We start from the raw sequence: 26,507 nt of genomic DNA, 5'->3' as shown, positions 1-26,507 counted from the left end.
TATTATACTTTAAATCGTACTATTGCCGGCATTTATTTGTATTTTTATCTAAATATACAGCGTACGGGATTTTTTCTTTTCCGCATCCTGTATAAAATAGGTTATCCTTTTAAAAATAGAAGTTTTAAAGGGCTTATTCATTGTGTTTAAAAAGTTGACCTGAAAGAAATCAAGCATAGAGCTCACTTGATTTCTTTCTACGTCTACTTCTTAACGATATGGCACGTTTATTAAAGGAAATATTCTTCTAATAAGGGGTCAAAATGCTTCCCCATTTTTTAAAAAATGGAATAAGGAAGCTTATTTGTCATGCACAAAGATATTTTTTCCTTTACACCTTGTTTATCAAGACACTGTCGAATAGCTTTCCATCGAGATTTTTTCTTTAATCATCACTCCCCTTTTCGCCATTTCTTGGATATATGCTTCTCCAGGAATGATCTTTTCCGGCGGATATACACCGTTTTTGGTAATTTTCCCGCCTGCTATCATTTGGGCAGCTACTGATATTGTATTTGCTGTAGCCCGTGCCATTGCTGTAACTCCTGTCTGTTCCTCTTTATAAGTCACCATTTCATAGGTGAATGTTGTATTCACCTGCTTATTACGGCCTTTTATCACAGCCCGTAATAAAACGGCATCTTTTTTATCCTTTAATGCAACAATGGGATCAAGTACCTTTAATAAAACTTTACGCGGACTGATTTTGACGCCGTCTACCACGACATCATAATGGTTTTTTGTCAGATTCAAATCAACTAACAGTTTACATTTTTCAGCATGTCCCGGATATCGTATGGTTTTATACTCCAGCGTTTCTAAATAAGGAAAAGACTTTGTTAATGTGGACGTTCCCCCTGACGTATGAAATGCTTCTAATTCTCCGAAATCATCAAAACTAATCGGTTCAATTCCAGATAAAGATGGGACAGTGGTCAACGTGCTATCACGGATTATCTCGGATGGATCGGTATAATGATCCAGCACACCTTCCATCGAAAATACATGATTATACTGTAATGGCGGTTCCGGATGAACAGGAATCCCTCCCACAAATAATTGGATGGATGCCGCTTCTTCCAGTTTACTCACACCATAACCTGATAATATATTTATCATTCCAGGGGCTACACCTAAATCAGGAATCACGGTTACACCTGCAGCTCTTGCCTCCCCTTCCAACTCCAATACTTTATCAGTAATATGATCAATATGACCGCCTAAATCAACAACGGAAGTCCTCACCTTGATTCCTGTTTTCGCAACGAGTTCATTAAAAGTATAAAACAGAGCGTTGACAACAACATCAAAACGGCGCATATAGTCAGCAAGTTCCTTTTCATTCTGCGCATCTACCTGATAGGCTGTCATAAATGGCGACTGTAATTGATAACAAATATCCTGGGCACGCTGCAAATCAATGTCGGCAAGACCAATTTCTTGAATGCCCTCACTATTGGCCAAGTCTCTTGCAACTTCTTTTCCCATAAGCCCGGTTCCTAATACACCTATTTTCATGATAATTCCCCCTTTTTCTCTTACTTCTTTGAAAGGAACTTTCACAGATAGTCTATGCATCTGTATCAATTTGGGCACGCTGCAACTTTCCGCTGTAATCTACATAAACTGCTTTCCATTCCGTGAATACATCCAGTGCCTGCACGCCAGAATCACGATGTCCATTTCCGGTACCCTTCGTTCCTCCAAAAGGTAAATGAATTTCTGCACCGGTCGTCCCTGCATTCACATAAACAATTCCTGTATCCAAGTCGCGCTGTGCTTTAAACACACGGTTCACATTTTGTGTATAAATAGAGCTGGATAATCCGTACTTCACTTTATTATTTACAGCAATCGCTTCTTCAAAGTCATTTACCTCAATCAGCGAAACAACAGGTCCGAAAACCTCCTCTTGGGCAATCCGCATATCTATCGTTACATCCGTAAACAATGTCGGTTCAAAATAAAAACCCTTCTCATAATTCTTTACGGTGAGCTGTTTACCACCCGCCAGTAATTTCGCCCCCTCTTCTTTTCCGATTTCCATATATTTCAATATTTTATCCAGACCTGCCTGATTAATAATGGGACCAACTTTATTCTTGGTGTCCAATCCATCCCCTATCGTCAAGCCTTTCATTTCCTCTAATAAACGTTTCTCCAATATCTCCCGTACATCTTTATGGACAATCACACGGCTGCAGGCTGTACAGCGCTGTCCACTTGTTCCAAAAGCACTCCACAGAATACCTTCCACCGCCAAATCAATATCTGCGTCTTCCATGACGATGACAGCATTCTTCCCGCCCATTTCCAGAGAGACCTTTTTCAATTGTTTTCCGCATTCTGTCGCTACTTTTCTGCCGGTTTCATTGGATCCAGTAAAAGAGATCACACGAATTGCTTCCTGCTCAATCATTGCCTGCCCAATTGTAGCTCCCGATCCATATACGACATTCACTACCCCTTTAGGCAATCCAGCTTCTTTAAATATCTTTGCCAACTCCGATGCCATCATCGGTGTTTCGGAGGAAGGTTTCCAGATAACGGTGTTGCCCGCAACCATTGCAGGAAATGTTTTCCACGTAGCTATCGCTATCGGAAAATTCCATGGAGTAATAATCCCTACTACTCCAACCGGATGCCGTTGACTCATTGCAAATTTATCTTTTAATTCAGCTGGGGTTGTTTGCCCAAATAAACGTCTCCCTTCCCCAGCCATATAAAATGCCATATCAATTCCTTCTTGAACTTCACCGCGCGCTTCTTCAATGACTTTTCCGTTCTCTAAAGTTAATAATTGAGATAGTCTCTCCTTCTTTTTCTTCATGATTGCTCCTATTTTATACAGTATTTCAGCACGCTGAGGTGCAGGTACAAGCGCCCAATCTTTCTGCGCAATTCGAGCAGCTTCCACAGCCTGATCCATAGCTGCCGCATCAGAGTTCGGGACCTCCAAAAACTCCTTGCCATCGGCTGGATTATAAACATTTTCCCTTTCAGCAACATCCATCCATTCTCCGTTAATAAAGTTTTTTAAGACTTTCTCTTCATTTGAAAGCGTTATCATTTAATTTCCTCCCTTTTATAAAATGGTTCAACCTCATTTTCAGGTAAGTGAATTCAAGGAAATGATTCGAGATGAAGATGAAATACTACACATAGAATGAAATATCCCGTCCATTTACGTACTTAGTGAAAGATACAAAAAAGATGAATCTGGCCTTCCGTTCTTCTTTCCCTCAAAATAATACACTCTTTCTAACTTTAGTATAATGGAATCATCAATATGTTTACAACTAATTTTAAAAAATATTCAAAAATTGGTATATACACGTATATTGATTTGTTTTATTTTTTATGGAGAATAATCATCTGTCGTTTTCAGTTAGATAAAGAAATTTGGCTGGATAAAGTCCGGTTAAAACCAAACTTCATCCAGCCAATCAAACGCTTTTTTAGGTTGTTTCAATTAAAACATGATTTTTTTAATTTTTTCACGAGGCATTTCTTCTCCCGTGAATTTTTCGAACGCAAGCGCTCCCTGCCAAAGCATCATGCCAAGACCATTAATCGCTGTACTGCCGCCTTCTTCTGCTTGTTGCAGCAGTTTGGAACGTTGTGGGTTGTATACGACATCCGTAACAACCAAATCATCACGAAGCACATCTAACGTATCGTCGATAATGCTTAGATCATCATGGGGTTTCATACCAAGGCTTGTAGCGTTGGCAAGAACGAGACTTTCAGCAACTTCACGACGAAATGCATCTTTATCTTCAAGCGGTAAAATATTTGCTTTCACTTGATATTCCTGCATCTCTTCATTGATATATTTCACATTTTCTTCTGCGTTGCTGAAAAATTTATCATCACGGGCGAAAACACTAATTTCGCGAATACCTGATTGAACAAGCTGCGTGGTAATTGGTGTAGCAACCCCGCCAGAACCAACTAAAGTCACTTTTTGTCCTTTAAGTTCAACGCCGTGTTCCAGCAAATTGGATACATAACCAAGCCCATCTGTGTTATAGCCTTTCAGCTTACCGTTTTTGTTTACGACTGTATTGACAGCACCGGCATGTTTTGCACCTTCATCTACCTCATCCAAGTATTGAATCACTTCCATTTTGTTCGGCATCGATATGTTAAATCCAATGGCTCCTATGGCTTTCATACCCTCTACAGCCTTCTCTAATTCATCGTTGCCTACTTCAAATGCAAGATATGCATAATTTAAATCTTTCAGCGTGTAGCCTAGGTTGTGCATGCGCGGGGATAAGCTGTGCCCGATTGGTGTAGCGAGAAGCCCGACCAATTTCGTGTAACCATCTATTTTTTCCAAGTTTTTTTCAAAATCTGCTGTCATCGTATCCATCTCCTCTATTTTATTCTTATCTTAAGAAAAAATTCGCTTTCTTCGGGAAGCAATATAAAGTGCTAACAAAATGCTTAATAATGCAATCACCATATCAAACACAAGCGTCATACTGATTCCGATATAATCAACAAGGGAACCGGTAATGATTGGAACCAAAATAAAAGCTGCACTTGATGCAATATTTACGTAAGCTGTTGTTGTTCCTTTGTTTTTCCGGAAAAAATCGGTCATGATACTTAACGCCAGCTGGAATAATCCTGAAGTAAATAAACCTAACAAGAATGTGCTGACAAGAACGACCGGATAGGATTCAATAAAGAACAGTAACAGCATGGCAATAAATGCAATGATTGGATAAACAATTAAAACCGTAATCGGCTTTATAAACCGGTCAAGAACGACAGCAAGCAATATGACAGAAGCAAGCGCACCGATACTGAAATAGCTAAGCAGCTGGACAGCATCATTTTCGCTCAAACCGATAAACTGTTCACCAAGTTCAGGTAACCATGTTTGCCATACCACAAATAATGCCGTTGACGTAAAACCAATTAAGATAATAGCTAGACCTTCTCGCATCATGGATGGTTTGGCTTTTAATTTTTTCTTATCTTGTTCTTTATCTGACGCTTCCTCTTCCGAAGAATCGCCATTATCTACGTCAGGGAAAGGCATAAAGAATAAATAAATGCCGCTAATGACATAAAGAACACCAAGAATGAAGAATGACCATCCCCAAAAAATACCGTTTGCTGCCAAAAAGGAAATTAAGAACGGTAAAACGGTAGCTCCAATGGAGACAAAAGCTTTAACTAAAACCGTTGCCGTACTGGATTTCTTTGGAAATGACTCAATCAGTGCCGGGTATGTCCCAGAATCCAATAAGGAGTTAGCAATACCAGCAGTAATTGCAAATGCAAATGCTAAATAATAGCTTGATGTCAGCGGCATGCCGAGTAAAAACAGTAAATACAAAAAACTTGCTGCAATGATAATTGGCTTACGGCCGATTTTGTCAGAAAGCCTGCCTGCAAAAAATAAAGCGACTAACTTTCCAATTCCGATAGCCGAAACCAGAAAACTGACCTGTGAAGGAGTCACATCATACAGCCGAGATAAATTACCCATGTTAGAAGCAATGATAATATTGATCATGCCAAGCATGAAAAAGTTTAAATAGAGGCCAATTGATGTCTTTAAATAAGGGTTATTCAATTTCTGTCCTCTCCTTTGTTGTTTCGCTTTGTTGTACTCGGATTTAGTATGAGCGGCTTAGCAAAATCTATTCTCCTTCATTTACGGTCATTTTTTTCTTTGTATTGGAAAAACTAAAAAGGCTTCTTTTTGTGAAAGACTGTGACGGCTACTTTTACACTCCTTGTACATGAAGGAATCGATCCTATTACGTTTAGCTTGGAATAAGACTCCCGCTGATGGAAGCTTCATTTTATGATATACTGGACATTGATTTTATAGAGGAAGGATTTTATGTATATGGAAAAGAAAACAGAACAATGGTCGACAAAACTCGGATTTATTTTATCCTCTGCCGGTGCTGCCGTCGGATTGGGTGCCATTTGGAAATTCCCATATATGACCGGGATGAATGGCGGAGGAGCGTTTTTCTTTATTTTTATATTATTTACCATTTTGATTGGTCTGCCGCTGCTTATCGCTGAATTTGTGGTTGGGCGTGGAGCGCAAAAAGAAGCAGTCAGTGCATACCAAAAGCTGGCATCAAAACGGAGCATCTTTTCTTTTATCGGACATTGGGGAGTTGTCGGAGCCTTTATTTTAATGTCCTTTTACAGTGTTGTCGGCGGCTGGGTATTGATTTACAGTTTGATGTCCATATCCGGTATGGTCATCACAGATGGTGCCGATTACGGAGCTTTATTCGATACAATCACCGGGAACCCGCTGTTGACGATTGTAGGGTTGGCTGTGTTTGTATTTATTAATTCCTTTGTTATCTCTCATGGCATTCAAAATGGCATCGAAAAATATAGTAAAGTATTAATGCCATTATTGTTTATCTTCTTCCTTATTATTGTGGTACGTTCTTTAACCTTTGAAGGGGCTATGGAAGGGGTACGTTTCTTCCTCAAGCCGGACTTTTCACAGTTAAACGGAGAAAATATTCTATATGCATTAGGGCAGGCATTTTTCTCGCTAGCTGTCGGTATATCCGTTATGGTTACTTACAGTTCTTATCTTGCTAAGAATGTCAGTTTAACCACTTCAGCAGCTTCTGTTTCTATTATGAATATTTTCGTATCTTTACTTGCGGGATTAGCAATATTTCCGATTGTATTCGCATTTGGACTGGAACCGACAGAAGGACCGGGACTGCTGTTTGTCGTACTTCCGGAAGCATTTTCACAAATGCCTTTTGGTTCATTATTCTTGAGTTTATTTCTACTGTTATTCTTGTTTGCGATTTTAACTTCTTCTTTCAGTATGCTGGAGATTATTACGTCTTCTCTAGATGAAAAAACAAAAGGATCACGCAAACAAATTGCCTGGATAGCTGGTCTGGCTGTATTTATTTTTGGTATCCCTGCTGCCTTATCATCGAATGTTCTTGCAGATTTTCATATTTTCGGAAAAACAGCATTTGATGCCAGTGATTTCTTGGTCAGCAATATTATGCTGCCTGTTGGCTGTTTGTTTATTGCTTTATTTGTAGGTTTTACAATGAATCGTACATTAGTTGAACAAGAGTTTCAGGCAAGAAATCCGCTTGGCAACGGGATGTTTCAGGTGTGGTATCAACTATTAAGATGGATTGCGCCTGTGACCATCGTTATTGTTTTCCTTTATTCCCTTGGCGTTTTTCCATTTTAAAAACGGCACGGACAATGTATTTCAAACGAATGAAAATCTCTCTGCTCTTAGGCAGGGAGATTTTTTAGCATATAAACACTTTTTAAATGGTGCAAAACCGGGAACGATAATACTAGCAGGATGCATTTATACTAAAATATATGAATCAGTCAATTGGAAAGGAGAACTTTTATCATGATTAATAAAATTGTCATCGTCGGCGGTGTTGGAGGCGGGGCCACAGTCGCTGCACAAATACGGAGATATGATACCGATTCGGAAATTTATATCATTGAACGGAATGGTTATATTTCTTTTGCAAATTGTGGCATGCCTTATTATCTGGGAGGAACTATTACAGACCGAGATCGGGTAATTTACTCAGAAAATGATTTTAGAGAGAAGTATCATGTTTCCATTGAAACCTATGCAAGGGTTACGCACATCGAACCAGAGAAGAAAACCCTGTTTTTTGAAAAAAATAACAAACCATATGAAATGGACTATGATACATTAATTCTTTCACCAGGAGCACGAGCTGTTATGCCGGAATTAGACGGGATTGGGTACAATACGTTCACACTACGGACGGTGGAGGATATGGATCAGATCGAAGCATTTATCACGGATCAAAAACCGGAATCAGCTGCTATTATCGGCGGCGGGTTTGTCGGTTTGGAAATGCTCGAAAACCTGCATCAAAGAGGCTTGCAATGTTCTCTTGTCGATCATTCAGAACATGTCATGTCCCGATTAGATGATGATATGGCAAGCCTCGTTGATAATCATATCCAAGAAAACGGCGTAACACTTTATTTAAATGATAGATTGGAAAGCTACTCTGATCATGGCACTACACTGCATCTTCAAAGTGGAAAAACGATTCAGGCAGATATGACACTGATGGCTGTCGGAATTACACCAAACATTGAACTTGCGGAAAATGCTGGTCTGGAACTGGGTGAAACCGGAGCGATTAAAGTAAACGAGGCCATGCAAACGAGTGATCCTTCTATTTATGCGCTGGGAGATGCTGTAGAAGAAGTTGATTTTATTACAAAAAAACCGGCTCATGTCGCATTAGCATGGCCCGCACATCGACAGGCGTTTGTTATTGCAGCTCATTTAAACGGGGAAAATATTCAGCGTGAAGGGATATTAGGCTCCTCTATTTTCCGTATCTTTGATTATACCGTAGCTATTACAGGGCAGAATAGGAAAGCGTTAGAAGCATTGGATATTCCATTCGAAGCGGTTATGTCCAAAGGTTTTTCTCATGCAGGATACTATCCCGGTTCAGAAAAGTTGTGGATGAAGATTGTATTTGACCCGGAATCCGGACAATTATTAGGCGGCAGCGTTATTGGACCAAAAGGAGCTGATAAACGAATGGCCGTATTAGCAACAGCAATTAAAGGAAAACTTACGGTAGAGGACTTGACAGATTTGGAATTAGGCTATAACCCGATTTATTCAGGTTCAAAAGACGCGCTCAACATTCTAGGGTATAAAGCGAGAGAACAGTGGAAAAAAGCAACCAAATAAAATGCACTGCAAAGCCGACTGAATTGGACTTCAGCCGGCTTATTTTTTAATTATCTTCAAATTGATAAACTAATTCATATCTGGTTTCATCTAATAGTTCTGCAACATGTACGCGTACCCCATGACCGAATACAATCTCATCATCTGTCATGGCTATAATCATTGCACGAGTGTTGTTATGGATATCCAAATATATATCTCCGACAGCAGGTTGCAGTGTATCATCATTTTCTGCTAAATAAGAAATAGACTCATCTTGCAGCTGCTTTTCTTCCGGAACAAGAGACTTATCAAAATAAGCAATTTCTTGACTCGCGTCTGATTTCCCTGGAACCATCACAACATATTCACTATGTTTTACACCATTATCACGGGTTGTGATAACATTTCCATCTTCCACCCGTTCCACTTTCTCAATCTCATTCAATGAATAATGATCCAGGAAGTCTGGCGTAGGTTTCACAATCAAAATGTAATCACCGGCTTTCGGTTTTGCATATTGATCAACCGTATATCGTTTCCCATAGAAAATAAATGTATCATTATGTTTTGGGCGATAAAAATTAATTTCTCTAGCCGTTGTTAATACTTGTTTCATATCCTTTAACCGATACATATGAACGGATTTTTTAAACATCGGTTTCACAGAATATACCTTATGCAATTCATTTTCATAAAATACAAATTGTCCTTTTCTTACTTGAAAAAGTTTCATTTAATAACCTCCTTGATTAATCAATTCCAAAATAAGGCACGCTCTTCTTCTCTATATACCCTCATACTCGTAAAAATGAAACCTCTAAAGCTCTCGTTTTCATTTTAGGAAGCGAAATTATTTTCATTTGGAGCAAGGATTGATATGAATCTGCGTTTGACATAAACAGAAGTTTAATCGGGTCTCAAGTGCAGACAAACGCCTTGACACTAGACTTTTGTAACCTATCTGGTGATTTTCCAACGTAAGTATAACACGCTAATCATCCGAATGCTACCCGATTTTTTATCGTCTGCGAAAAAATCACAATAAATGATGCTTGCTGTTTCATTATTTATCTGATTCTAAGCTTTCTTTTAACAATGATAATGCTTCCCAGCGTTCCATTTTTTCTTCTAATTGATCTTCTACCTCTTGCTGCTCTGTAAATAAAGGCTGTACCTTGCCGATATCACTTCCTGCTGCTGCAATTTCCTGCTCAATGTCGGTTAATCGTGTTTCCAGCTGTGTGATTTCATCCTCTATTGTTTCCCATTCACGCTGTTCCATGTATGATAGTTTCTTTTTCGTTTTCGCAGCAGATGCAGGACTTGATTCTTTTGCAGCAGTTGCTTCCTTTTGTTTTGGAATCGTGTTTGTTTCCAAGAAATTGCTGTAGTTTCCGTAATAAAGGGAAACCTCTCCTTCTCCTTTAAAAACAAGGAGCTTGTCAACAATCCGGTCCAGAAAATAACGATCATGCGAAACTGTAATAACGACCCCGGGAAACGTCTCCAGATACGCTTCTAACACGCCTAAGGTTTGTGTATCCAAATCATTCGTCGGCTCGTCTAAAAACAAGACATTCGGTTCATGCATCAATACTTTAAGCAAATAAAGGCGACGTTTTTCCCCACCTGATAACGTACGTATATAAGCCCATTGCTGCGGTCTGGGAAATAGAAATTGTTCCAGCATCTGTTCTGCTGTAATCACTTGCCCATTCGCCGTATGCATAACTTCAGCCACTTCTTTAATATACTCAATGATGCGCAAATTCCCATCTAGATCCTCATCATCCTGTGTATAATAGCCGATTCGAACCGTCTCTCCGATTTTCACGTTCCCTTTGTCAGGAAAAATACGCTCTGCCATGATATTGAGTAATGTTGTTTTCCCAGTACCATTCGGGCCTATAATACCAACCCGGTCTCCCGGAATAATTTGATAGGTGAAGTCATGAATAAGCGTCTGCTGTTCAAAACCTTTTGAGATATTTTCTAAATCAATAACGTCATTCCCGAGCCGTTTGGACCCGGCTTGAATCGCTAGGTTTTCTTTTTTCGTATCAAATTTTTTCTCTTTCATTTCTTCTACCCGTTCCACACGGGCACGCTGCTTCGTTGACCTTGCCTTTGCTCCGCGTTTTAACCAGGCCAGTTCACGTTTTAACGTATTGCGATGTTTTTGCTCATCACTTATTTCCTGTGCTTCCCGTTCTGCTTTTTTCTCTAAAAACAACTCATAGTTTCCTTCATAAACATAAAGGTTTCCTTTATCCAGTTCAAATATCCGATTGGTTACCCTGTTCAGGAAGTAACGATCATGGGTAACTAATAAAATAGAACCGCGATAGTTTTGCAAATATTTTTCCAGCCATTCCACTGTTTCATGATCCAGATGGTTGGTAGGCTCATCCAAAATAAGCAGATCAGCAGGCTGAATCAATGCTTTAGCAATAGCAACCCGTTTTCGCTGCCCACCTGATAACTCGCGGACTTTTTTATCAAATGCTGTAATTCCGAGCTTCGTTAACACTGTTTTAGCATTTGCATTCGCTTCCCAAGCCTCTGCTTCATCCATCTTTTGCTGCAGCTGTAATAACTGCTGCTGAAACGTTTCTTTTTCCGGTTCTTTTTCCAAATGAAGCAAAGCTTGCTCATAAGCACGCATCAGCTTCATTTGTTCCGATTCTCCATAATAAATCTGTTCGATAACCGTTAAATCTTCCAAAAGATCGATTTCCTGTGCGATATACTCAATCTGATAATCTTTTGCATGTTTTATTTCTCCCTGATCCGGTTCATCTATGCCTGCAATCACTTTTAAGAAGCTTGATTTCCCGGTCCCATTCACACCGATTAAACCAATCCGCTCATACTCACCAATGGTTGTATTGATATTGGTAAACAGATTTTTATCTCCATAGGACTTGCTGATATTTTCAATACGTAACATAACGCATCCCTTCCTTATTTCTTTAAGTATGGATTATTTTTGATTGGTTTCCTTCTTTCCTTTAAACCAAGTCTTCATGATTAAAACAACCAGCAATAGCAGCCATGAAGTCACCAAATAAAAAATAAACTGGCTTGCCTGGTTCATGTCTTGATAAAACGAGAGTAATCCAAGCCATATAATGAAAATAACTACAAATTGCCCCAGCAGTAATTTCATGCTAACGCCTCCCAAGGTTAAATTATCTATGTATTTGTTCGCTCATTCTCCGATAAAAAACGCCTAACGTATATTTTATCGTATACGCACGTATTTTTCTATCATAATTCATTTTCTTTTGATTCCACGCCAACATTTATAGCCGCCATTTATTCCATAGCAAAGAAAACAAGCATGTTCCTTTGTAATCAAAGGGTTTCATGCTTGTTTAATAATCCGCTTGATAGCTTATTCTTCTTCCTTCATTTGCTCATACTGCTTCACCATTTGCTTATAGCTTAATGCCCCAAATGATTTAAATTGAATAATTCCTTCTGCATCAACCATATACGTCATTGGAATCGGCTGAATACGATATAATTGACTGACTTCCCCTTCCTTATCTAATAAAACAGGAAAGGTCAGCTCGAGTTCCTGCATAAATTGCCCCACTTGTTCTGTATTCATCTCTCCATCCGTTAAATTTACAGAAAGAATAACAGGGTCATGTTCCTGATAAAATTGCTCCATATCCGGCATTTCCTGCTTACAAGGCGGACACCAGGTTGCCCAAAAATTAATCATGACTCTTTCTCCTTGAAAATCAGATAATTGCACTGATTCCCCATCCAGCGTCTCCAACGTAAAATCAGGCGCCTTATCACCAATCTCAACACCTTCCTGTACATCCGCTGCATGAACTTCATTTATTGTAACCAGAAAAAAAAGCAGACCGAGCACGAAAATGTTCATCATACGCTTCCCCATACAATCACCTCTGTCTTAATTTCTCCGATATAGTCTATCCCATACAAGTGATATACAATTTGTTATAATGAAATCAAAAAAGAAGGGTTTTGACATGTATGCCATTGCCAAAAGGAGCAAAAAATTGTATTACAGATGTTTCTGGTGTTCAAGTAGGTCATGTAACACTGTATGAGCACGTTAATGAACAAGAAACCATTTGCACGGGAGTTACAGCTATTTTGCCCCACTCCGGAAATATATTCAGAAAAAAAGTCGTCGCATCCAATGCTGTTATTAATGGTTTTGGGAAAACAACGGGATTAGTGCAAATGGATGAGCTTGGTGTTTTAGAATCCCCTATTATGTTGACCAATACATTAGGTGTGGGAGCTGTTATGCAAGGTACCTTAACATATATGCTGGATGAAACAGAAGAAATTGGTGATACAACGGGAACCATTAACATCGTTGTCGGAGAATGCAATGATGGTTATTTAAACAGCATTCGCCTGCAAGCGGTAAAACCGGAGCATGCTATGCGTGCTATTCAACATGCAACAGCCGAAAAAAGTCTCGAGGGAGCAGTTGGCGCTGGAACCGGGATGCAGTGTCTGGGCTATAAGGGCGGCATCGGCACTTCCTCCAGAGTCATCTCTGCTGAAGACAAAAAATATACGCTTGGGGCACTTGTTGTAAGTAACTTCGGCAGACGGGAGCAGGCACCGTTCCCTGCAAATGGTAAAGAAAACCCCGATACTCCAGACGGATCTATCATGATGATACTTGCTACCGACGCTCCTTTTTCAGACCGTCAGCTAAAACGGCTGGCCAAACGTTGTGCGGTTGGACTTGGAAGAACCGGAAGTACGATTGATAATGGGAGCGGCGATATCGCCATTGCTTTTTCCACAGCCGCAACAATCGATCACCATTCCAACCAAGTAACAGCTTCTTTTACAATGGTGCGCGATGATCATCCAATCATGAATCAATTTTTCCAAGCTGTCGCAGAAGTAATTGAAGAAGCAATTTATCAATCTTTACAACGGGCAGAAACAACCATAGGACGTGGAGGGAGAGTATTAGAGCGAGCACCCATCTAGCTTGTTATTAGGAATGCCTTGTAACAGTAATCCTTCCGACAGACCAAAGAAAGCCATTACCCTTTTATGAACAAAGGATAATGGCTTTTGTCTTATTTCGATTTATGATAAAAAGATTTGGGAACATCCGAACGGAAAAACATCAATTTATTTGTACTCGGATGGTAAAGTGCCAATGCTTTTGCATGTAGTCCCAGCCGGCCAAGTACCCGGCGATTTCCGCCGCCATATTTCTTATCGCCTACTACTGGATGGCCAAGTTCTTGCATATGAACCCGGATTTGATTTTTTCTTCCTGTTTCCAGCTCCACTTCCAGTAGTGAAAATTGCTGGTTGGATTGAATGACCCGATAACGCGTTGCTGCACGCTGTCCGTCATTTTTAACGCGGCTGGAGTACATCTTATGGGTCGGGCTTTCTTTTAACCAGGACACAATATATCCTTTATCCTTTTGGACTTTTCCTTCTACGAAAACAACATAAGTTCTTTCCTTTACAATGTTTTTCCAATTGTTCTGAAGTTTCCGTTTCACTTCTTCGCTTTTGGCAAAAACCATGACCCCGGACGTTTCCTTATCGAGCCGATGAACAACGAAGATACGTCCTGCAGGATCATCCAGTTTCACATAATCCATTAGCTGATGAAATGCCGTTTGTCGTCTTTCTTCTTTTGTAGCAATGGAAAGCAGTCCTGCTTCCTTATCAATCACAATGATGTCTTCATCCTCATAAACAATAGACATACCAACAAAGACTTCTTGTTTAACAGCCTCTTTGTTTTTTAATATTTTAACAACTTGTCCCTGTTCCAGCATGTAATTATGCTGTGTTTGAATACGATCATTTACAGAAACCTGCCCTCTCGTTAAAATAGACTTCACGGAATTACGGCTGCGATTTTCTAATACTTCTCTTAGAAAAGGAAGTAATTCTTTGCCTTCCGTTACCGTATAGCTCAAAAAAGGGGCCGTTTTTTTCGATCGGGGACGTTTATTGTTTTTCATTTAAAATCTCCTTTATTCTTTGCGCAGCATCGAATTTCATTTTCTTCAAACATTTTTGAGAATATTCCACCTTGCGAAAGCTGCCTAATCCTCATCCTTCACATCGATATCTTCCGGAATCGGCTCGTCTAAGTATGCTTGAATAACCTTCCTATACTTCTCAACCTGTTCGAAATATGTTGTAAATTGTTCTTTATTAATAATATAATTTTCTCCATCATAAACCGCACGTATCTTCCCTTGCAAAACATAAGTACGCACAATGGATTCGTCTATTGATAAATATGCTGCTGTCTCTTTGATTGTTAAATACATTTAAATAAATTGATTTTGAAGGACGTCATGATACGCTTCATTTTTCTGCATTTGTTTTTTTGCAAACGGACATAAAGGGATAATATATTTATCATTTTCTCTTGCATACAGTACAACCTGCTCCAGCAGCTGTTGAGCGATTCCCTGGCTTCGGAGTTCTTTTGCCACATACGTATGATCAATCACTAAGCGATTCGACCCTGATTGTACAAAAGTAATTTCTGCTTCCGGGTCACGAATATCCTCCCCTACAAAAAATTTTGTTTCTCCTTTATGAATGGTAGCCATTTTAGCCCTCCTAAATATCTACATTTACTTCATTATACTCTTCCAAGTTTCTTGCTACAAGATATTATTTTTGTAAGCGTTTTAAATATTGAGAAATGACACACTTTTTTCGCAAATGAATTACTGGACGAAATGAGATGCTTCTTTTTACAATGGAACTTGAGGTGATTTGATGACTACGATTATCCGACAATTATTACCATCCGATAAAAAATCAATGGAGAACATGTATACCGGAATACCAGATGATTATATAACACGTATTTTTGATACATTATGTACAGGAAACCATGCGCTTTTTGGACTTTTTATAGACAATCAATTAGTGTGTACAGCTGGTTACACTACATTTGGACCTGAATACGCTATGCTCGGAAGATTAAGAAGTGATATTCGTTATCAAGGCCAAGGTTATTCCAAGCAATTAACACAATATGTCCGTAACCAGGCTTTTCAAGCACATCCTTTGCAATGGTTAGGCGCAAATACACAAAAACATAATATTCCTGCCCAAAAAGTTCTTTGCAGTATCGGCTTCAAAAAACAGACACTGCTGTATGGCTGTACTGCAAAAACGGTAAATGGATTGCTGCATACAGAAAATATTTGGCCGGAAACGGCCCAAATGAAAAGAAAACAGGAACTATTAGATACATACCATGTTAAAGAACATACATTTTTTCCAATTGAATGCTATTATCCTTTCCCAAGTGTCACCAAGTTATTTCAAGAAGAACAAATAAAAGACTGGCGTTTTTTTCAAGAGGAAGATCTTCCCCCTTTAATTACAAAAAAAGATATTAAAAAAGAAACGTATCTTCATGCTGTTTACCCTTATGAAGATTTATTTCAACGGGGAGGTTTATGGGAAACCATTGATCACGCACAAAAAGACTTACAAGATCAATATCCAGAAGAAGAAATCCACGTGTGGATGGATATTCCCGCTTCTATCATCCATCAATTACCTGAAAACCATCCATTTGAATTAGATTCTCCTTGGGTGTTATATGGAATGGATAAGAAAATATGATCCAATCACGCTTGAACAACAGCGCATTAATCAAGTATGTTTGGCTATACTTGATTAATGCGCTGTTGCTTTTCAATCTTTAATATTCATGAAACCTGCTCTCTGGGTAACCAGGAATAGACCAAATGTGATCCTCTTTTTCCTTCGCTTTTTTCTGCGCTTCTTCTAGTTCTTCCAAGTATTTTGTATTCGGTTCATATACAAAAGCTACTCTTGCATACCCTTCCTCTACCAATAACTGATTGATATTTTCATCATCCACCCAAATGTAGGCAAGCAGACGGTCATAATCATCTCTTTCTGGACTTCCTCTTTCTAATTCTACCGTTTCCCCTTCCGGCATGGATTCTTTGGCAAATTCACTGGCCTCTTCTCCAAATGGCTGCACTTCTGTATCCGGTTTGACACTTTCCGGAGTATCAATTAACAGCAGGCGGACACGTTCTCTGGTTCCATCTTCCAAATGAACAATAACCGTGTCGCCATCAACGACACGTTCTACTGTAACCAGCTCTCTTCCTTCCGAGGGCTCCTCATCTTCTGATAAATCAAGTAGTCCGCATCCTGTTAAAACAAACAGGGATACGAGTAAAATAAGTATCTTTTTCATTTCCTAAATCCTTACCTTCATCTTATTCTTTTTTCACGTTATTCCTTAATATCCGCGTTCATGCCGGTACAGATTAATGGATGGTGTGTCTCCATGAACATAGCTTTTTAAATTCGGAATAAAGATATCTTCAATGACACGCTGATTATAAAACTCCGTTGCTCCAGCTGTATGAGGTGTCACAATAACATTTTCCATCTCCCAAAGCGGATTAGTATTTTCTAATGGTTCCTTTTCAAACACATCCAGACCTGCACCAGCGATATCCTTATTCTCAAGTGCCTGAATTAATGCTTCTTCATCCACTACTGAACCACGTCCTATATTGACAAAAAAGGCTTCTTCCTTCATCTGCTTGAATTGCTCCTCGCCCATAAGATGGTGTGTCTCCTCGGTTAACGGCAATGTAACAACAACAAAATCACTTTGTGGAAGTACCTGGTCTAACTGATGTGGTTGATACATTTCATCTACATATTCTGCCGCTTTTCCTGAATGACGTACCCCAAGCACCTTCATCCCAAAAGCTTTTGCGATTTTGGCGGTCTCCTGTCCAATTTTTCCAACACCAAGTACTGCCATCGTCTTGTTATGAATCTCGCCGCGAAGTTTTGCGTGATGCCATACCTTTTCCTGCTGTTGTCTGACATAGGTAGGAATAAGCCGTGTTAATCCTAAAATATAAGCAAAAATCGTTTCGGAAATCGGATAACTATGTACCCCATTTGCGCTTGTCAGCATGATGCCTTTCTCTGCAATTTTATTTCGGTTTAAGGAGTCCACACCTGCACTCCAGGATTGCACCCATTTAAGCTGGTTACTTTCCAGATAAGTATTTTCTTTTTCTTTACGCCAATGAACCAGAATTTCTGCTTTTTTCAGAATATCATCCGAAAGATCTTCTCCTATATAAATATTCCAATCCGGCGCAATCTTCCGAATTTCCTCTACATACTTTTCCTTTAAATCCAAATGAATTGCCATCGTCCGTTCCACCATACACCCTCCTCGTAATCGGTACCATTTTTTCTTACAATAGAAAGTACCATCTTCTATATTATTACTCAACTTTCGCATCTAAGAATAGGCATATAAACCTTGCTGTTCCAGGATGAACAGGTTCTCTATTATCATGCCTGATTTTCGTTAAAGCGACCTTCTATTTTTAGAACAGAATATGGTGTATAGCTTCCGCTCCGGCCAATCATTCTGGTGTTTCCAATGGTTGGTTTAGCATTACAAAGCATGACAGCATGGATCGTTTGTATCGAGAATAGCTTCATGCACAGCAAGGAATGATTGCTGTATATTTTTACCACGCACCACGAAAAATCTGTTCTGTCTAATCTAATTTTTATTTGTTCAGCTATTTCAAACGTATAGAATACCCTACTAGCGGAGGCGGACCGTTTTGACTCCTGAGGGATCAGCACCATCTGAAGATCCACTTTTGCCAAGTGCTCTTCTTGGCAAAAGTTAGCTGAAGAGCGTGCCCCTAGGAAAGCAAAACGGTCCGCCGTAGCGGTCGCCTTACACGTTACCTTCTTTTCTTTGTCAATGGAAGTTGCTTTTTAAAGGGTGAAAGTTGAGTTATTATATTTATCTTAGCAATTGCTTAACAATAGCGCAACAACTGCGCATTCTTTGTAATTTTGCTCAAGTAGTAATACAATGTGAACGGAACTGAAAAGCTATGAGCAACGGAATCACTCTGATCTGATTTCGAAAGGAGAACCAACTATGAATGCCATTCAATTACCAGAGGAAATACAAAAACTGCTTGACAATAATAAAAAAACGTCGCCCGATCATAAAGAACTCATTCGTTCCGGCGGATATCTTCCTCCCAGTCAAGAATTATTTATTGATGCGATTGTCGCGTTAAGCATGGGTAAAAATATATTATTAAAAGGACCGACTGGCTCAGGGAAAACAAAATTGGCAGAAACACTCTCTTCCTTATTTGAACGCCCGATGTATAGTGTGAACTGCTCCGTCGACTTGGATGCGGAAAGTTTGATGGGTTTTAAAACACTAGCTTATGAAGAAGAAAAGCAAACCATCCAATTTATTCCGGGACCAGTAACCAACGCCATGAAGCAGGGCACTTTTCTTTATATTGATGAAATTAATATGGCCAAGCCGGAAACATTGCCATTGATTAATGGAGTATTGGATTATCGGCGGACGATTACCAATCCTTTCACGAATGAAATCGTTACTGCCACAGAAGGTTTCGGTGTTATTGCAGCAATTAATGAAGGTTATATCGGAACCGTTCCTTTGAACGAAGCGCTAAAAAACCGTTTTATTGTCATTGATGTACCATATATTCAAGGCGAACAGCTGGAGCAACTAATTTCAGATACAACCAGCCTGAACGATCAACAGCTGATAACGCGTTTTGTTACGTTATCCAACGACCTGATTACAGCAGTGAGCCAAGGAAAGCTGGCAGAGGACGCAGCATCTGTCCGTGCTTTACTCGATGCTTGTGATCTCTCGGCTTATCTTCCGCCTAAACGCGCTATTTTACGCAGCATTGTCGATAAATTGGATGAAGAACGTGAAAAAGCGTTTGTGGAGAATTTGGCAGACACGCTTTTTTGATGAACATCCTCTGAAAGGAGTAACTTCTATATGTATCGATTTCATCAAACCAAAGTGGATACCCATTTATTTATGCAGTTGCAGGATTTAACGACTGTGTTAGCAAAAAATGAACAGCTGCAATTTGAGTCCAGCTTCGGTTCTTTTATTGATTTAACAGAGAACAAAGTTACGGCCGCCCGCTTCTGGGACCGGCTTCCGGCAGAAACGCAAGAAGCCGGCGCAAAATCAGATGTCATCCTGCGCACATTGGGAACACTTCAGCAAACAGACGTAAAAACAGTGCAGCAATTTAAAGAAAACATCCAAGACTCCCAGCTCCCTAAATTCGGCATTCAGCTGCTGACATTATTAGAGGATATCCGTTTAGAAGACGCTATCCGCAAACAGCGTCCCGGTACAAAACAAAACTTTACGTACCGGCAAAATTACTTTCACCATTATTTCACAACACAGCTGCAAGCCAATATTACCCGCAGTTATGCCACGGATGAAATATTTTGCATGATTTATTTACAACTGTTTGCCAACACACCGGATCCGGATTTTCCGCGTGCAGGAGAAGAACAGCTGGAAATGCTCGAACGTTTAAAACCGGACTTATACAGCGTCTTTGAAACAAAACATACCAGGGATAATACTGCTTTAGTGGAAAATATCGTGCAAAAAATGCAAGGAGCAGGCTATACCGATTCGATTCATGAATACTTTATACTGCCAATCGGTCATGTAGAATCCTATGAAAAGAATACATTGTATGATGAATTAACACGTACAGACCCCCTTGTAAATGACGATGAGCAGGAAGAAACAAACGAAGAAAATGAATACTTTGATGAGACTTTCTCCACCTGGCATCGTGAAAATAAAAATGATGACCGCAAGCAAAATTTCCTGCAATTTGAGCTGGAACAAGGAACCAAGACTTCGATGCTTGGCGGCGGAGCCCGAGAAACAGAAGATGGCGACCAGGCGATGGCAGCAATTCAAGGAACGTCCGGTCAAAGTCAGCAAAATGACTATTCCGATCAGGAGACGTTGACCAAAGAGGAAAATACTTCCGAAGAGGGAAGTGATTCCAGTTTCGGAAAAGAAAATCAGCATGCGCAGATGTTTACAGAATATGCAGAGATACCGACGGAAGAAGACGAACTGCAGTACCGGCAATTGGCAGAAGAAATTAACCCTTTTAAAATCAAACTTGCCAAAACCATTCAATTAACGTTGGAACATAAGCAAAATGCACCAAGAACCAATTTATTGTTTGGCCGGCTGTCTAAAAAACTGCTGCCCATCTTTTTGGATGATTCTCCACGTGTCTTTTATAAAAAGGAACAGGAGTCCAAAGAATTTGATGCGGTATTCACGTTATTAATTGACTGCTCGGCTTCCATGGAAAATAAGATGGAAGAAACGAAACGCGGCGTAGCATTGTTTCATGAAGTATTGAAAGAATTACGCATTCCGCATGAAATTATCGGCTTTTGGGAAGATGCCAACAATGTAACAAATACCTATCAGCCAAACTATCTCCAATACATTCAAACATTGGAGGATTCTTTATACCAGGAACACGGCGCAAAAATCATGCAGCTCGAAGCACAAGAGGATAATCGTGACGGCTTCAGCATCCGTCATGTTACCAGAAAGCTCATTACCCGTAATGAGAAAAATAAGTTTCTATTGATTTTTTCGGATGGGCAACCGGCAGCTGCCGGTTATGATCAAAACGGCATCGTGGACACGTACCAGGCTGTAGCCGAAGCCCGCAAGCATCAAATTGATGTCATCGGCATGTTTTTGGCAAACGGTCACGTGGAAGAGAATGATGATAACCTAATGCAGAATATTTATGGAAAAGAACGCATTATGGTTCCTGATGTAACCGCCCTGCCAGAGCATTTCGCCCCTCTGCTTAAGCGTTTATTATTAAAGGTAATTTAAACAACATCTATTATGAAGGGCAGCATTCGCTGAGAATGCTGCCCTTTTGTATAAAAAAATATACTATTTTTCTGATATTTATTTTCCGACCAATCTACCTATGTACAACTGTTATTGGACTTCCATATGCAAATCGCCTGTTTTGGCCCAGCCTTTCAATTGCAGTAACTTGTAAGTCATCACAGAAATAATGGCAGGCGTAATCACCCCAACCACAATATACATGATTAAAACGCCCACGCCTTGATTGGCTAAAATATTTAATGGCGCAATAAAGGAGTTCAAACCTAAGCCGGCCAGTTCATAAGGAACTTCAAAATCAAATAATAAAATAGCTATTGGTGCACATATAATCGATGATATGAACGGCCCGATAACCAAGCGCGGATTCTTCACAATATTGGGGACCTGCACTTTTGGTGTTAAAAAGAATTGTGCAATATTCGCACCTAAATTGTTTTGTTTGATAGACATAGCGGTAAACCCTACAAATTGAGCCGTACAGCCAATCAATGCCGCTGCACTTGATATCTCGTCCAGCTGTAATGCAATTGCGATTGCTGCAGAAGATGCCGGTGACATTAAAAAGATACTCCAAACTAATGAAATGACGATAGCTGAAATAAACGGAGATCCTGAAGTAGAGCCAGCAATATAATCACTAATTTTCTCAAGTAACGGAGTTGTTATTGCGGCTAGTCCAACACCAGCCACCCCACCTACAAATATAGAACAAAACGGAATTGCCATCATATCAAGCGATGTTTTTCCTGTGACACGCTTTCCGACCCATATCGCAATAACTGCCGCTAATACCGCACTAATCGGCTGTCCTGTAATAAGCGTCCAACTTCCATCATCTGCCATCGATAAAGCATTCGCACCAACCGTACTGGAAGCCATAGCCCCAAAAATAACTAATGTATTTCCCCCAAGCTGATAGGCTATTCCCGCACCAATTGCCGGGGCAAGCATCAATTGAGCTGCATTACCAACTAATAAAAAACCTTCCCACCCTGTAAACGTTCCGATTGTCTCAATTAACAATCCAATACCAAGTGTCACTAAGACAGCATTTGCCAAACCTTGTGACGCTTTGTACATGCGGTCAATGATGTATTTCTTTGTTGTATCTTTCACTTTCCTTACCTCCTAAAAATTTTCTTTCATTCTTTTTCTTTCAATTAGTGGGAAATGTTATTTAATTCTAAATAGAAAGTGCTATTTATAATAAACCGAATTCTTTATCGCGTCAATAATGATTTTTATTTTAAATAGACAACTAATAATCGAAAAAGAATGTTTTTGGTTGTTTTTGAATGATTTTGGTGCTAGACTAAAAATAAGAGGTGAAGGTCATGCTAACAGATGAACGCCATCAATATATTTTACGTCGTTTAAATGAAAGCGGTGTAGTTAAGTCTGTTGATTTAATCGAGAGCCTTGACTGCTCCGAATCCACCATACGCAGAGATCTTGCATATCTTGAAGAAAAAGGGCACCTCCTGCGCATTCATGGCGGAGCAAAGTTAAATGCTACCTTTGGAACAGAATTAACATACCAGGAAAAAACAATCAAAAACAGTCAGCAAAAAAAGAATATAGGGAGGCATGCGGTTTCACTTTTGGAAGAGCATGACGTCATCTATTTAGACGCAGGGACAACAACACTGGAAATGATTCCATTTCTCACGAATTTATCTGTTACCGTTGTCACTAATGGTATTGCTCATGCTTCCATGCTTGCAGACAGGCAAATAGAAGCTTATCTTGTCGGCGGTAAATTAAAGCATTCTACAAAAGCGATGGTAGGTGCTCCCAGCCAACATTCTTTAATGAATTATCAATTCACGAAAGCCTTTCTCGGCGTAGACAGTATTGATATGACATACGGCTGTACAACGCCGGATCCGGAAGAAGCTTCCATGAAACAATTGGCAATTGAAAGAGCTTCCGACACGTATTTTCTTGCGGATGACAGCAAATGGAATAAAGTCAGCTTTGCAAAGATATGTGATTTTTCCGATGTAACGTTTATTACAGATAAGCTATCAACTATCCATCAACCTTATTTAAATCACACAACCATTTTGGAGGTAGATTAGATGATTTATACCATTACCTTAAACCCGTCGATTGACTTCATTGTACCAGTAGACCATATCGAATTAGGCGGGTTGAGTTACATGGACAATGATTATAAGCTCCCTGGCGGAAAGGGAATCAATGTATCACGGATTTTAAAAGCGCTCGGGACAGACTCTGTGGCTCTTGGCTTCACAGGCGGCTTTACAGGAAAATTTATCGAAGATGCTTTAAATGAATTAGATGTTCATACAAACTTTGTCCATATCAAGGAAGACACTCGCATCAATATCAAACTTAAATCAGATCAGGAAACAGAAATAAACGGGCGCGGTCCTGTTTTATCCGATGCAGAAATAAACCAGCTGTTGAAACAATTAGAACAGGTAAAAGAAGGAGATACGGTTATTCTATCCGGAAGCAAGCCCCCTTCTCTTGCTGATGATTTTTATGAACAGTTAATTCAGAGAACAAGTCGCCAAGGTGCTGCATTTGCAATTGATACAACAGGCGCTGCACTGGAATCATCTTTACGTTACAAACCATTATTGGTTAAACCGAATATTCATGAATTGGAAGCGTTATTTAATGTAAAACTGGAAACAGATGCAGGCGTAATCACCTACGGGAAAAAACTTTTAGAACAAGGAGCAGAACACGTTATTATTTCCATGGGCGGTGATGGTGCATTACTTGTTACCAAACAAGGATACTATAAAGCCAAAACGCCTGAAGGAAAACTTATTAACTCTGTTGGTGCAGGTGATTCTATGGTCGCAGGATTCATCAGCTCCTTCTTAAAATCAAAAGACCCCGTTGAATCGTTTAAAACGTCGGTTGCTTCCGGCAGCGCAACTGCTTTTTCGGAGGATCTAGCATCCACAGAAGCCATTGAAAAGCTACGACCTCAAGTCCAAATAAAAGAACTTTAATCTTACTACAGAAAGGATGAGAAACATGCAAGTAACCGACTTATTAAAAAAGGATGTTATGCTTTTAAATCTACAAGCTTCATCCAAAGAAGCAGCAATCGACGAAATGATTGCAAATCTTTATAAGTACAATGTATTAACAGAACAAGCGTCTTTTAAAGAAGCAATAATGAATCGCGAAGAACAGTCCTCTACTGGATTAGGCGATGGGATTGCAATGCCGCACGCGAAAACGAAAGCGGTAAAAAAACCTACTGTCCTGTTTGCGAAAAGTAAGCAGGGTGTGGATTATGATTCCTTGGATGGACAGCCTGCCCATCTCTTCTTCATGATAGCTGTCCCTGAAGGCGGAAATGATACACACTTACAGACATTGGCTGCTTTATCTAAGCTGTTGATGGAACCGACTTTTGTAACCAAACTAAAAGAAGCATCTACCCCGGATGAAGTCCAGCAGCTTTTCTTAGAAGAAACAAAAGAGGAGGACACATCGGAAGAAACAGATACTTCCGAATCTGAGAGCACAGAAATCAGCGGCGATAAGCCTTATTTAGTTGCTGTAACTGCCTGTCCTACCGGTATTGCGCATACCTATATGGCAGAAGATGCTTTAAAGAAACAAGCAGCAGAAATGGATATTGATATCAAAGTGGAAACAAACGGTTCAGACGGTGTCAAACATCGTTTAACCGACGAGGAGATCCAACGAGCTACCGGCGTTGTCATTGCCGCCAGCACCAAAGTAGAAATGGCACGATTTGACGGTAAACATGTTGTCGAACGACCTGTTGTCGATGGCATTAAAAAAGCAGAAGAACTCATTACGCAAGCAGTTAATCAAGATGCTCCCGTTTATCATAGCTCCGGTGAAAGCAGCGGGGATGATGAAGAATATGAAAAACAATCCGCTTGGGGAAAGATATATAAAGATTTAATGAACGGTATTTCCTATATGCTGCCATTTGTTATTGGCGGCGGTATTTTAATGGCTATTTCCTTTCTATTTGAAGGGATATACGGGGATGAATCAGAAGTTTTCCTTTTCTTCAATACCATTGGAGAAACAGCATTTAACTTCTTAATCCCTATTCTTGCTGGTTATATTGCTATGAGTATCAGTGACAGACCTGGACTGATGCCTGGTATTGTAGCTGGTATGATGGCAGTTGAAAGTGATGCCGGATTTATCGGCGGTCTGATTGGCGGTTTTGTAGCTGGTTACCTAGTCTTATTAATAAAACATTTATTAAAAGACCTGCCACAGTCTTTAGCAAGTCTTAAACCGATTTTATTATTCCCGGTACTTGGATTGCTTGTAACAGGAGCAGCCATGTACTTTGCCATCGGACCTGTATTTTCAACACTAAATAATTATATTTTAGATTTCTTACAAGGTCTTGGAACGGGAAATATCGTTTTACTTGGTGTACTCCTCGGTGGGATGATGGCCATTGATATGGGTGGACCATTTAATAAAGCAGCCTACGCATTCTCTATTGGTATTTTCACCGATACAGGAGATGGCGCTTTTATGGCAGCTGTCATGATTGGCGGCATGGTGCCTCCATTAGCTATTGCTCTGGCAACAACATTCTTTAAAAATAAATTTACGTCAGATGAACGTAAATCTGGAACAGCCAATTATATTATGGGGCTATTCTTTGTTACAGAAGGTGCTATTCCATTCGCGGCAGCCGATCCATTACGTGTGATTACCTCATCTGTTATTGGTTCAGCCATTGCCGGTGGACTGACGCAATTCTTCCAGAGTTCCGTCCCAGCACCGCATGGCGGTATTATTGTTGTTTTGGGTCTAGGTGATGCTCGAATATTCTTCATATTATCATTAATAATTGGTACTATTATTGCAGCATTAATACTTGGTTTCTGGAAAAAACCTATTTCCAGATAAAAGATTTTTACACTCAGGGAATGTTGCACTGATGTTGTT

The 26,507-nt window shown here is 39.8% G+C and carries 23 protein-coding genes; 9 read left to right on the top strand and 14 right to left on the bottom strand.

The genetic code is table 11. The annotated features are described in order from the left end of the window. Positions 1-345: 345 nt before the first annotated feature. The 4 genes from B7E05_RS08365 to B7E05_RS08350 form a co-directional block, all read right to left on the bottom strand. Entirely contained in the window at positions 346-1,518 is a 1,173-nt protein-coding gene (locus B7E05_RS08365; RefSeq protein ID WP_080873779.1) for a saccharopine dehydrogenase family protein, read from the bottom strand. Positions 1,519-1,570: 52 nt separating this feature from the next. Further along, the gene (locus tag B7E05_RS08360) at positions 1,571-3,070 is read right to left on the bottom strand and encodes an aldehyde dehydrogenase family protein (RefSeq protein ID WP_080873778.1); all 1,500 of its coding nucleotides are present in this window, start codon (positions 3,068-3,070) and stop codon (positions 1,571-1,573) included. 402 nt (positions 3,071-3,472) lie between these two features. After that, entirely contained in the window at positions 3,473-4,378 is a 906-nt protein-coding gene (locus B7E05_RS08355) for a quinate/shikimate dehydrogenase (protein ID WP_425435090.1), read from the bottom strand. A 21-nt stretch (positions 4,379-4,399) separates the two neighbouring features. After that, positions 4,400-5,596 (bottom strand): MFS transporter, encoded by a 1,197-nt coding sequence (locus B7E05_RS08350; protein ID WP_080873776.1) that lies wholly within the window; start codon positions 5,594-5,596, stop codon positions 4,400-4,402. Positions 5,597-5,875: 279 nt separating this feature from the next. Between B7E05_RS08350 and B7E05_RS08345 the strand changes: the two genes are divergently transcribed. Both B7E05_RS08345 and B7E05_RS08340 read left to right on the top strand, forming a co-directional pair. Beyond that, positions 5,876-7,228, top strand: coding sequence for a sodium-dependent transporter (locus tag B7E05_RS08345; protein ID WP_080876257.1), 1,353 nt, complete (start codon positions 5,876-5,878; stop codon positions 7,226-7,228). 174 nt (positions 7,229-7,402) lie between these two features. After that, a complete protein-coding gene (locus B7E05_RS08340; protein ID WP_080873775.1) occupies positions 7,403-8,752 on the top strand; it encodes a CoA-disulfide reductase in 1,350 nt (449 codons plus the stop codon). 46 nt (positions 8,753-8,798) lie between these two features. Here B7E05_RS08340 and B7E05_RS08335 read toward each other — a convergent pair whose 3' ends face one another. The 4 genes from B7E05_RS08335 to B7E05_RS08320 all read right to left on the bottom strand — a co-directional run bounded on the left by B7E05_RS08335 (position 8,799) and on the right by B7E05_RS08320 (position 12,638). Beyond that, positions 8,799-9,467, bottom strand: coding sequence for a hypothetical protein (locus tag B7E05_RS08335; protein WP_080873774.1), 669 nt, complete (start codon positions 9,465-9,467; stop codon positions 8,799-8,801). A gap of 330 nt (positions 9,468-9,797) precedes the next feature. Continuing rightward, the gene (locus B7E05_RS08330; protein ID WP_080873773.1) at positions 9,798-11,684 is read right to left on the bottom strand and encodes an ABC-F family ATP-binding cassette domain-containing protein; all 1,887 of its coding nucleotides are present in this window, start codon (positions 11,682-11,684) and stop codon (positions 9,798-9,800) included. A gap of 33 nt (positions 11,685-11,717) precedes the next feature. Continuing rightward, complete coding sequence (locus B7E05_RS08325; RefSeq protein WP_080873772.1) at positions 11,718-11,903, bottom strand: hypothetical protein; 186 nt, start codon at positions 11,901-11,903, stop codon at positions 11,718-11,720. Positions 11,904-12,131: 228 nt separating this feature from the next. Continuing rightward, positions 12,132-12,638, bottom strand: a complete 507-nt coding sequence (locus B7E05_RS08320; protein ID WP_245833035.1) for a redoxin domain-containing protein — start codon at positions 12,636-12,638, stop codon at positions 12,132-12,134. A 110-nt stretch (positions 12,639-12,748) separates the two neighbouring features. Here B7E05_RS08320 and B7E05_RS08315 point away from each other — a divergent pair, with 110 nt between their 5' ends. Beyond that, positions 12,749-13,735, top strand: a complete 987-nt coding sequence (locus B7E05_RS08315) for a P1 family peptidase (protein WP_080873770.1) — start codon at positions 12,749-12,751, stop codon at positions 13,733-13,735. 92 nt (positions 13,736-13,827) lie between these two features. Here the strand turns inward: B7E05_RS08315 and B7E05_RS08310 are convergent, their stop codons facing one another. From B7E05_RS08310 to B7E05_RS08300, 3 genes are all read right to left on the bottom strand, one after another. Continuing rightward, a complete protein-coding gene (locus B7E05_RS08310; protein ID WP_080873769.1) occupies positions 13,828-14,739 on the bottom strand; it encodes an RluA family pseudouridine synthase in 912 nt (303 codons plus the stop codon). Between the two features lie 84 nt (positions 14,740-14,823). Then, positions 14,824-15,054, bottom strand: a complete 231-nt coding sequence (locus B7E05_RS08305; RefSeq protein WP_080873768.1) for a helix-turn-helix domain-containing protein — start codon at positions 15,052-15,054, stop codon at positions 14,824-14,826. Further along, complete coding sequence (locus tag B7E05_RS08300; RefSeq protein ID WP_080873767.1) at positions 15,055-15,342, bottom strand: GNAT family N-acetyltransferase; 288 nt, start codon at positions 15,340-15,342, stop codon at positions 15,055-15,057. A gap of 172 nt (positions 15,343-15,514) precedes the next feature. Here B7E05_RS08300 and B7E05_RS08295 point away from each other — a divergent pair, with 172 nt between their 5' ends. Then, the gene (locus tag B7E05_RS08295) at positions 15,515-16,375 is read left to right on the top strand and encodes a GNAT family N-acetyltransferase (protein WP_080873766.1); all 861 of its coding nucleotides are present in this window, start codon (positions 15,515-15,517) and stop codon (positions 16,373-16,375) included. A 79-nt stretch (positions 16,376-16,454) separates the two neighbouring features. Here B7E05_RS08295 and B7E05_RS08290 read toward each other — a convergent pair whose 3' ends face one another. Then, positions 16,455-16,985 carry a thermonuclease family protein gene (locus tag B7E05_RS08290; RefSeq protein ID WP_080873765.1) on the bottom strand — a complete coding sequence of 177 codons (531 nt, stop codon included), beginning with the start codon at positions 16,983-16,985 and terminating at the stop codon, positions 16,455-16,457. Positions 16,986-17,030: 45 nt separating this feature from the next. Next, positions 17,031-17,984 carry a D-2-hydroxyacid dehydrogenase gene (locus tag B7E05_RS08285; RefSeq protein ID WP_080873764.1) on the bottom strand — a complete coding sequence of 318 codons (954 nt, stop codon included), beginning with the start codon at positions 17,982-17,984 and terminating at the stop codon, positions 17,031-17,033. A gap of 741 nt (positions 17,985-18,725) precedes the next feature. On the opposite strand from B7E05_RS08285, the gene B7E05_RS08275 reads away from it, so the two are divergent. Together B7E05_RS08275 and B7E05_RS08270 are read left to right on the top strand one after the other, a co-directional pair. Beyond that, the gene (locus B7E05_RS08275; RefSeq protein WP_080873762.1) at positions 18,726-19,595 is read left to right on the top strand and encodes an ATP-binding protein; all 870 of its coding nucleotides are present in this window, start codon (positions 18,726-18,728) and stop codon (positions 19,593-19,595) included. A 30-nt stretch (positions 19,596-19,625) separates the two neighbouring features. Next, complete coding sequence (locus tag B7E05_RS08270) at positions 19,626-21,539, top strand: vWA domain-containing protein (protein WP_080873761.1); 1,914 nt, start codon at positions 19,626-19,628, stop codon at positions 21,537-21,539. A gap of 111 nt (positions 21,540-21,650) precedes the next feature. Here B7E05_RS08270 and B7E05_RS08265 read toward each other — a convergent pair whose 3' ends face one another. Further along, a complete protein-coding gene (locus B7E05_RS08265) occupies positions 21,651-22,679 on the bottom strand; it encodes a PTS sugar transporter subunit IIC (protein WP_080873760.1) in 1,029 nt (342 codons plus the stop codon). 218 nt (positions 22,680-22,897) lie between these two features. Between B7E05_RS08265 and B7E05_RS08260 the strand changes: the two genes are divergently transcribed. The 3 genes from B7E05_RS08260 to B7E05_RS08250 are packed head-to-tail and all read left to right on the top strand — an operon-like array spanning position 22,898 to position 26,468. Further along, positions 22,898-23,644: a DeoR/GlpR family DNA-binding transcription regulator gene (locus tag B7E05_RS08260; RefSeq protein WP_080873759.1), complete on the top strand. Its 747-nt coding sequence runs from the start codon at positions 22,898-22,900 to the stop codon at positions 23,642-23,644. Next, positions 23,645-24,556 carry a 1-phosphofructokinase gene (pfkB, locus tag B7E05_RS08255; protein WP_080873758.1) on the top strand — a complete coding sequence of 304 codons (912 nt, stop codon included), beginning with the start codon at positions 23,645-23,647 and terminating at the stop codon, positions 24,554-24,556. 25 nt (positions 24,557-24,581) lie between these two features. Further along, the gene (locus B7E05_RS08250) at positions 24,582-26,468 is read left to right on the top strand and encodes a PTS fructose transporter subunit IIABC (RefSeq protein WP_080873757.1); all 1,887 of its coding nucleotides are present in this window, start codon (positions 24,582-24,584) and stop codon (positions 26,466-26,468) included. The last annotated feature ends 39 nt before the right edge of the window (positions 26,469-26,507 follow it).

This window comes from Oceanobacillus timonensis (assembly GCF_900166635.1).
In the GTDB taxonomy this organism is placed as follows: Bacteria; Bacillota; Bacilli; order Bacillales; family Amphibacillaceae; genus Oceanobacillus; species Oceanobacillus timonensis.
This window is presented reverse-complemented; position numbering and strand designations above follow the sequence as displayed.